A 1,593-nucleotide genomic window follows, 5' to 3' on the forward strand; every position below is an offset into this window, starting at 1 on the left:
CACGAAGCCCGCGTCCGGCGGCGATTGCTGCGGCGTATCGGAGCGATACAGCTTCACGACGTCACCGCCGTTGTCGAGCGCGTCGGTGAACGGGCCATAGACGGCGACACTGTTGCTGATGCCATAGCGGGCGCGGAACGCATTCAGCGTCGTTGTGTTGGTGGGATTAAAATCCACGACGAGCATCCGCGCGCCGGCCGCGAGACTCACACTGGCGGGGAAGGTGAAATCAATTCCGCCGCCGAGCTTCCAACGGTTCGTCGGATACGCGGGATCGTAGAGCGGGACGGAACTGGCGGTGTTGTTCTGCAGCTCGATGACCGCCACCCGTCAGGTGCTTGCCAACGCATTGGCCGTGTTAGGCGTTACAGCACCCACCATCATGAATCGTGAAGCGATCGAGGAAAGCGCATGAGCCAACGCAGCAGCAGCAGCAGCAACAACAAACAAGGCCAGCGCGGCGGCTTTGTGCTGGGCCTGATCGTCGGCGTGTTGCTGGGGCTGGCGGTGGCGCTGGGCGTGGCGCTTTATATCGCCAAGGTGCCGATTCCCTTCATCAACAAAGTGCCGTTGCGCACCGCCGAGCAGGATGTTGAAGAGGCGATGCGCAATAAAAATTGGGACCCGAACGCGCCGCTGGCCGGCAAGGCCGGTGCCAAGGTGGCCAGCGGTGTGGTGGGCTCAGCCCCAGCCCCAGCCGCCGCGCCTGCCGCTGAGCCGACGCCCACGGCGGCACCGGCCACCGCCGCCCCTGCGGCCGTAGCCAGTGCGCCGACTCCAAAAGTGGCCGACAAAGCGGCAGACAAGCCAAGCGACAAGGCCGCCGACAAAAAGGCCGACGCCAAGGCTGCCGCAGCCGCCGCCGCAAACACCGCCGAGCCCTTCATCTATTTCGTGCAGGCCGGCGCCTTCGTCAAAACCGAAGACGCCGAGCAACAGCGCGCCCGCCTGGCCATGCTGGGCTTCAGCGCCAAGGTGCTGGAGCGCGAGCAGTCCGGCCGCACGGTGCTGCGTGTGCGCATAGGCCCGCTGGAGAACCGCGACGAGGCCGAAGAGCTGCAGCGCAAGGTCGAGGCCGCCGGCATCGAAGCCAATCTGGTGCGCGTGCAACGCTGATCGCTCAGCATTGCACGCTCTGCTCCAAGCCTTTCCCCCCGCCCTAGGATTCTCATGATGATGAAGCGTCGCGATTTCTCTGCAATTTTCAGCCTCAGCGCCACTGGCTTGCTGGCTGTCGGCCTGCCGACTAGCGCCTTGGCCCAGGGTGGCCCGGTCGAGGGCAAGCAGTTCCAAAGGCTGGGGCAGCCCTTGGCGGTGGCGCCGGGCAAGATCGAGGTGGTCGAGTTCTTCTGGTACGGCTGCCCGCATTGCAACACGTTCGAGCCCCAGCTCGAGGCCTGGGCGAAAAAGCTGCCGTCGGACGTGGTGCTCAAGCGGGTGCCAGTAGCTTTCCGCGACGATTTCGTGCCGCATCAGCGGCTGTTTTACACGCTGGAAGCCATGGGCAAGCTCGACGATCTGCACCGCAAGGTGTTCCAGACGATTCACGTGGACAAGCAGTCCGTCGACAAGGAGGCCAGCATCCTCGCCTGG

3 protein-coding genes are annotated in these 1,593 nt (G+C 64.7%); 2 read left to right on the forward strand and 1 reads right to left on the reverse strand.

Going from position 1 to position 1,593, the window contains the following annotated elements:
• Positions 1-327, reverse strand: a 327-nt coding sequence (locus RMO57_RS02755; RefSeq protein ID WP_310383985.1) for a hypothetical protein, incomplete at its 3' end; no start/stop codon positions are given.
• A gap of 84 nt (positions 328-411) precedes the next feature.
• Here RMO57_RS02755 and RMO57_RS02760 point away from each other — a divergent pair.
• Complete coding sequence (locus RMO57_RS02760; RefSeq protein ID WP_310383987.1) at positions 412-1,116, forward strand: SPOR domain-containing protein; 705 nt, start codon at positions 412-414, stop codon at positions 1,114-1,116.
• A 54-nt stretch (positions 1,117-1,170) separates the two neighbouring features.
• A partial coding sequence (locus tag RMO57_RS02765) for a thiol:disulfide interchange protein DsbA/DsbL (protein ID WP_310383989.1) occupies positions 1,171-1,593 on the forward strand: 423 nt, incomplete at its 3' end.

The organism is Roseateles sp. (genome assembly GCF_031397715.1).
GTDB lineage: Bacteria > Pseudomonadota > Gammaproteobacteria > Burkholderiales > Burkholderiaceae_C > Paucibacter_A.

What these genes read in the sequence shown, in the direction of transcription:
- RMO57_RS02760 (WP_310383987.1), top strand. Translation starts at nt 412, where the DNA reads ATGAGCCAACGCAGCAGCAGCAGCAGCAACAACAAACAAGGCCAGCGC.